The sequence below is a fragment of the Candidatus Symbiopectobacterium sp. genome (assembly GCF_020054415.1).
Taxonomy (GTDB): Bacteria; Pseudomonadota; Gammaproteobacteria; order Enterobacterales; family Enterobacteriaceae; genus Symbiopectobacterium.
On sequence record NZ_JAHWCO010000290.1, the window covers coordinates 1 to 6,940 of the forward strand.

Consider the following 6,940-nt stretch of genomic DNA (forward strand, 5'->3'; position numbering starts at 1 on the left):
ACTGCGTAACCGATTGCAACGGCTCAATCGCAAGACGCTCGGATATTCAAAATCATCCGAAATACACGATAGGATCATCGGTACTTACATCGAACGCGAGTACTACGTTTGATGCTACATCAACTCATTGAATACACGACCCGCATTTTGGATCGCTACTTGTCTTTTATTGCTATAAACGTTTTACTTAGCGCCCTATAACGTCTGCGCGATAAGAATAATTTATACCACGCCGCAGTTCGTCTTCCCATTTTGTCGCATTTATATACAGGAAACACAACGTAACTATGAGTCATCGTTTAACATCCAAAGATATCGTGGCGCTGGGGTTTATGACCTTTGCGCTGTTTGTCGGGGCGGGGAACATCATTTTCCCGCCAATTGTGGGTTTACAGGCCGGTGAACACGTCTGGACCGCCGCGCTTGGCTTTTTGCTCACTGCAGTTGGCCTACCGGTGTTGACCGTGGTCGCGCTGGCGCGCGTGGGCGGTGGCGTCGATGCGCTGAGCTCCCCCATTGGCCAGAAGGCAGGCTTTCTGCTGGCGACCGTGTGTTATCTGGCCGTCGGACCGCTGTTCGCTACGCCGCGCACCGCTACGGTATCCTTCGAAGTGGGGCTGGCTCCGCTGTTTGGCGATGCTGCCACGCCGCTGTTGATCTATAGCGTGGTCTATTTCGCGTTAGTGATCGGCATTTCTCTCTATCCGGGTCGTCTGCTGGATACGGTTGGCCATGTGCTGGCACCGTTGAAAATTCTGGCACTGGCCGTGCTGGGATTAGCGGTGGTGATGTGGTCTGCGGGTTCGCCGATCCCGGCGACCGAAGCCTATCAAACCGTACCGTTTTATAACGGTTTTGTGAACGGTTACCTGACCATGGATACTTTGGGTGCCATGGTATTCGGAATCGTTATCGTCAATGCGGCCCGTTCACGCGGCGTGACCGATGCTACGCTGCTGACCCGTTATACCATTTGGGCCGGGTTGATTGCTGGCGTCGGGTTGACGTTGGTGTATCTGAGCCTGTTTAAGCTGGGCTCTGTGAGCGGTGAACTGATTCCTAACGCGCAAAACGGGGCTGAAATCCTGCATGCTTACGTGCAGCACACCTTGGGCAGCATGGGCAGCGGCTTCCTGGCCTTGTTGATTTTTATCGCCTGCATGGTGACGGCGGTTGGCCTGACCTGCGCCTGTGCCGAATTTTTCTCCCAATATTCGCCGTTTTCCTATCGCACGCTGGTGTTCGTGCTGGGGGGATTCTCGGCGTTAGTCGCCAATATGGGATTAAGTCATCTGATTCAGCTATCCATTCCGGTGCTGACAGCGATCTATCCGCCCTGTATCATTCTGGTTTTACTGAGTTTTACTTTGCGCTGGTGGAATCGTGCTTCGCGTATTGTGGCCCCGGTCATGTTAATCAGCCTGTTATTCGGCTTGATTGATGGGGTAAAATCATCGACCTTTGCGTCATTGCTGCCAGCTTGGAGCCTGAGCTTGCCTTTGGGTGAACAGGGATTGGCCTGGTTGCCACCGTCTCTGGTGGTGCTGCTGGCTGCGGTTATTTATGACCGGCTGAGCTGCGTCAGGAAGTGACGGCGCACCAATAAAGCACTAACGCTGCATTTTTCACCACAGGCTGTCGCCTGTGGTTTTTCTTTTGCAAGACAGGGCTGCTTAATTTATGGAACAACGATCCGCTAAGCTAAAGCGTGGGTTAAGCACGCGGCATATCCGCTTCATTGCACTCGGATCGGCGATTGGTACCGGGCTGTTTTATAGCTCGGCCAGTGCCATTCAGATGGCAGGGCCAAGTGTGCTGTTGGCTTATATCATCGGCGGCGTTATCGCCTATATCATCATGCGGGCGCTGGGAGAAATGTCGGTCAATAACCCGCAGGCCAGCTCCTTTTCCCGCTACGCGCAGGATTACCTAGGGCCGATGGCGGGCTACATCACCGGATGGACCTACTGCTTTGAGATCCTCATCGTCGCCATCGCGGATGTGACCGCGTTTGGTATCTACATGAGCGTTTGGTTCCCTGATGTGCCGCACTGGATCTGGGTTCTGAGCGTGGTGCTGATCATTGGTGCCATCAACCTGATGAGCGTGAAGGTGTTCGGTGAGTTGGAGTTTTGGCTCTCGTTCTTCAAGGTCGCTACCATTATCATCATGATCGTGGCGGGCATTGGGATTATCGTGTGGGGTATTGGTAACGGCGGCCAGCAAACCGGAATCAGTAACCTGTGGAGCCACGGTGGTTTCTTTAGTAACGGTGTGATGGGCATGGTCCTGTCGTTGCAACTGGTGATGTTTGCCTACGGCGGTATCGAAATCATTGGTATCACCGCCGGTGAAGCCAAAGATCCGCATAAATCCATTCCGCGCGCGATCAACTCGGTACCGTGGCGCATCCTGGTGTTCTACGTGGGTACGCTGTTTGTCATCATGTCGATTTATCCCTGGAATCAGGTGGGTACCAACGGCAGTCCGTTTGTGTTGACCTTCCAGCATCTCGGCATTACGGCAGCGGCGGGCATTCTGAATTTTGTGGTCATCACGGCGTCTCTGTCGGCGATTAACAGCGACGTGTTTGGCGTGGGCCGCATGATGCACGGCATGGCTGAGCAGGGCAACGCTCCCAAGGTCTTTGCCAAAGTGTCGCAGCGCGGTATTCCGTGGGTCACGGTCATTGTAATGATGGCGGCGCTGCTGGTGGCGGTTTACCTTAACTACATTATGCCGGGCAAAGTGTTTTTGGTGATTGCATCGCTGGCAACCTTTGCCACCGTATGGGTGTGGATAATGATCCTGTGCTCGCAAATTGCGTTCCGCCGTCGTTTGAGTGAGAACGAGGTGAAAGCACTGGCGTTCCCGCTGCCGGGTGGGGTGGCATCTTCGGTAGCGGGTATCGTATTTCTGGTGTTTATTATCGGACTGATTGGCTACTTTGAAGAAACGCGCGTTTCCCTCTACGTGGGCGTGCTGTGGATTGCGTTGCTGCTGTTGGGTTATGCCGTTAAACAGAAACGGCAGAAGCGGGCGAATGGCAACGCGTAAGCGTGGTTGAGCGGCAATGACAAAACGGGGCGTAAAGCCCCATTTTTTATTCTCTGAACATTACTAATAAAAAAGCCGACGGGATAGCGTCGGCTTGTTGTCGCGGAAAAGGACGAGATTACAGCTTGTCGGCATTTTCCGTCAGGTATTTTGCAACGCCATCTGGCGATGCGCCCATACCGGATTTGCCTTTTTCCCACTGTGCCGGGCACACTTCGCCGTGCTCTTCGTGGAATTGCAGGGCATCAACCATGCGCAGCATTTCATCAACGTTACGGCCCAGCGGCAGATCGTTGACAACCTGATGGCGTACCACGCCTTCTTTGTCGACAAGGAAAGAACCGCGCAGTGCCACGCCCGCATCCAGGTGCTCAATGCCGTAGGCTTTCTGGATTTCACGCTTCACGTCGGCGACCATGGCGTACTGCACCGGGCCGATACCGCCGCCTTTCACCGGCGTGTTGCGCCAGGCGTTGTGAACGAATTCGGAGTCAAAAGAGACGCCAACCACTTCTACACCGCGATCTTGAAACTCTTTATAGCGGTGGTCAAATGCGATCAGTTCTGACGGGCAGACGAAGGTAAAGTCCATCGGCCAGAAGAAAATCACTGCCGCTTTACCGCTGATGTGCTTTTTCAGATTGAAGTTTTCAATGATTTCGCCATTGCCTAATACGGCAGCAGCGGTGAAGTCAGGGGCTTGACGCGTTACCAGGACCATAATAACTCCTGTAAAAGTGATTAAAAGGACGAGGATGAAAAAACAACAGGCAGTATAGGGTTTCTTTCCTCATGAATAAAGGTTAACAGACCGATTGATGAGATATGTTTTATCTATTGAATTGATTGGTCATACCCAGCATAAATCGACAGCGTTACAGTTGTTGCAAACGAGCCTGTTCCATCATACGTGGATAAAAACACCAAAAATAGTCTTCAAAGGCGGTGTAGTGGAGCTCGATAGCCTCAAATGAGCCTGCTAATGCCGCCAACAGGGGGCGGCGTATCGCCATGCGTTGCAGCACATCAGCAATAAAGGGCAATTCGGAGTAGCGCTCCAGCCAACGTTCACGCCACAGATAGTGATTCAGGTTTTGAAAGCGTTCCGGCGTGTCAGCAAGATGTGGCTCTATCTGGGTGCGAGCGGTAGCGACAAACGCTTCCAGCGATTGCTGCGGACACACGCGCGTCCAGTGACGGGCAAGAAAATGGTCCCGTAGTACGTCAAGCGTGATGGGCGCCACGCGGCGGTAATCGGCGCTGAAATGGGCGGCGGCTTTTACTTCGGCCTGACTGTCCGTTAGCACATCAATGCGGCGGTGCAGGCGGATACCTGACACCACGTCATCGCTAAAGCCTTGTTGCGGGTTACCGCGCACAAAGTCGGCCATCAGGTTGCCGAGAAGCGAACTATCGGCTAGCGTGACCAAGTGAAGATGAGCAAGAAAATTCATTATTCCAGTTTACATCAATTTCATGCACCGTTTGCTTATTTGTTGCAGCCGCGCGCTTACGGCTCTAGACTGGACCGCCGTTTTTTTACCTGTTCCTGTCGAACACTCTTTTATAAATAGCACAACCAAGTGAATAGCCATGCGAGTCTCTGATTTTTCGTTTGAACTTCCCGAAGCGCTGATTGCGCACTATCCGCAGGCGCAGCGTAGCGGCTGCCGATTGCTGTTGCTGGACGGACCGACGGGAGCCCTGACCCATGGTGTTTTCACCGATTTGCTGGATAAACCGGCACCGGGCGATTTGCTGGTGTTTAACAATACCCGCGTCATTCCTGCCCGTTTGTTTGGTCAAAAGGCAAGCGGTGGCAAGATTGAGGTGCTGGTTGAGCGCGTACTGGATACGCAGCGTGTGCTGGCGCATGTTAAAGCGTCCAAGGCGCCCAAACCGGGAACGGAACTGTTGCTGGGAGAAGACGGCAGCGTCAAAGCGGTGATGGCCCAGCGCCACGATGCGCTGTTTGAGCTGCATTTTGATGATCCACGCGATGTGCTGACGATATTAAACGACATCGGCCATATGCCGCTGCCGCCTTACATTGACCGACCGGATGAAGACGCCGATCGTGAACTGTATCAAACGGTGTATAGCCAGCGCCTCGGTGCGGTTGCCGCACCGACGGCGGGCCTGCACTTTGATGAGCCGCTGCTTGCTGCATTGCGCGAGAAAGGGGTTGAAATGGCGTTTGTCACCCTACACGTCGGCGCAGGCACTTTCCAGCCCGTGCGGTTTGATACCATCGAAGATCACATCATGCATGCGGAGTATGCTGAAGTGCCGCAGAATGTGGTAGATGCTGTGCTTGCGTGTAAAGCGCGCGGTAATCGCGTGATCGCTGTTGGCACCACGTCGGTGCGTTCATTGGAAAGTGCGGCACAGGCGGCGCAAGAGGCGCTGATTGCACCTTTCTTTGGTGATACACGCATTTTTATCTATCCCGGCTATCATTATCGCGTGATCGACGCGCTGGTGACCAACTTCCATCTGCCGGAATCAACGTTGATCATGCTGGTGTCTGCGTTTGCGGGCTATCAGCATACCATGGCGGCTTACCGCGCGGCGGTGAGCGAGCAGTATCGCTTTTTCAGCTACGGAGACGCCATGTTTATTACGCGTAATCCTGCGGCTGAAGCGGAGCAGGTTGCCAGTGCGGCGGACAACGATGCTTCAGCTTTTTGAAAAAAAACGCATAATCGCGCCGTAGAGTGCAATCTGTTGGAGTGTTGACTGACTTACCAACAACAACATCGGACTGTTTTTCCGGTGTAAGTTGCTTGTCAAAAAGATGCTACACTAATTAATGCGTTTGTTATCAATTTCCTACGACTGACAAATAAGGTCGTCCGTCACATGACGCATCGCTCTGTGCCAAAAATGTGACAATACCGCTAAATTTGCTTAGATGTTCGGTGCTGAGGTGGGCGTACTTATTGACCATCTCAAGCTTCTGCCAACCGCCAAGCTCTTTTAGTGTCATCAGTGGCGTACCGTTCTGTACGTGCCAGCTTGCCCATGTGTGCCGCAAGTCGTGAAAACGAAAGTCAGCGATCCCAGATATGTTCAGCGCCCTAGCAAAGTCGTCACGACCTATTTGCGTTCTTTGCTTGCCATCAACGGAAAAAACATAATCGCAGTCTTTGCTGCACTCCGTGATCACACGCACCGCCTCATCGTTTAGCGGTAGCGGGCGTGCTTTTCCTGATTTAGCGTTATCTGCAGTCACTACAGCTATGCGGCGTGACAGGTTGACGCTTTCCCATTTAAGAGAGAAAATCTCTCCTTTCCTTGCCCCGGTTAGTAGCGCGAAAGCAACAACCCTCTTCATCCATCAAAGGTGTAGGGAGTTGATCAGCGCTCTTGCTTGCTCTTTTTCTATCCATCTAACCCGCACCTTTGGCTCCCTCTGAGACGATACGTGTGGAGCGCTTCTCACCTAACCGGCTTTAACTGCCAAAGAAAAAGCCCGCATGATGAACGCCCTGTACCTATTGCGCGTTGCGTCGGAAAGCTTAACCCTCCTAGCGGTTGAATGCGTTGGCAAGTTGTTCGCTATCTCCTCGCTTGAGATCGCAGATATCACTCTCCCCCCGAACACAGAAAGCCAGTAACGGGCGTGGATTTGCTTGTCGGCAAAGTAAGGCTGATTTGTACTAGCTCAGACCTGATCTGACAGTTACCGATTATTTATACAGGTGTCTGTCAGATTACATCTGGTTCAGATTCTTTTCTACCCAGATCCGTTTTCCATCGAGTAAAGTGGCCATCGGCGTACGCCCGCAGCACATTTTTCCCTGATGAGTTCGCTCATTATTGTAATGCCACAACCAGTTGTCCAGATCTACCTGCAGGCTTTCCAGGTCTCCATATAACT

The 6,940-nt window shown here is 52.7% G+C and carries 6 protein-coding genes and 2 pseudogenes; 4 read left to right on the plus strand and 4 right to left on the minus strand.

The window, feature by feature from the left end; translation table 11 throughout:
- The 3 genes from QZ506_RS08370 to proY form a co-directional block, all read left to right on the plus strand.
- Window positions 1-112 (plus strand): IS1 family transposase (locus QZ506_RS08370; protein ID WP_291970347.1); only part of this gene is annotated, 112 nt, incomplete at its 5' end.
- Window positions 113-287: 175 nt separating this feature from the next.
- Window positions 288-1,592 carry a branched-chain amino acid transport system II carrier protein gene (gene brnQ, locus QZ506_RS08375; RefSeq protein ID WP_291970334.1) on the plus strand — a complete coding sequence of 435 codons (1,305 nt, stop codon included), beginning with the start codon at window positions 288-290 and terminating at the stop codon, window positions 1,590-1,592.
- A gap of 88 nt (window positions 1,593-1,680) precedes the next feature.
- Complete coding sequence (gene proY, locus QZ506_RS08380) at window positions 1,681-3,057, plus strand: proline-specific permease ProY (RefSeq protein WP_291970336.1); 1,377 nt, start codon at window positions 1,681-1,683, stop codon at window positions 3,055-3,057.
- 118 nt (window positions 3,058-3,175) lie between these two features.
- On the opposite strand, the gene QZ506_RS08385 is transcribed toward proY, so the two are convergent.
- Window positions 3,176-3,778, minus strand: a complete 603-nt coding sequence (locus tag QZ506_RS08385; protein WP_291970338.1) for a peroxiredoxin C — start codon at window positions 3,776-3,778, stop codon at window positions 3,176-3,178.
- Between the two features lie 154 nt (window positions 3,779-3,932).
- Window positions 3,933-4,511 (minus strand): ACP phosphodiesterase, encoded by a 579-nt coding sequence (locus QZ506_RS08390; protein ID WP_291970340.1) that lies wholly within the window; start codon window positions 4,509-4,511, stop codon window positions 3,933-3,935.
- A 139-nt stretch (window positions 4,512-4,650) separates the two neighbouring features.
- Here QZ506_RS08390 and queA point away from each other — a divergent pair, with 139 nt between their 5' ends.
- Complete coding sequence (queA, locus tag QZ506_RS08395; RefSeq protein ID WP_291970342.1) at window positions 4,651-5,748, plus strand: tRNA preQ1(34) S-adenosylmethionine ribosyltransferase-isomerase QueA; 1,098 nt, start codon at window positions 4,651-4,653, stop codon at window positions 5,746-5,748.
- 133 nt (window positions 5,749-5,881) lie between these two features.
- Here the strand turns inward: queA and QZ506_RS21525 are convergent.
- Together QZ506_RS21525 and QZ506_RS08405 are read right to left on the minus strand one after the other, a co-directional pair.
- Window positions 5,882-6,700, minus strand: a pseudogene (locus QZ506_RS21525) (tyrosine-type recombinase/integrase); the annotation flags it as partial.
- A 73-nt stretch (window positions 6,701-6,773) separates the two neighbouring features.
- A pseudogene (locus tag QZ506_RS08405) lies at window positions 6,774-6,940 on the minus strand (IS481 family transposase); the annotation flags it as partial.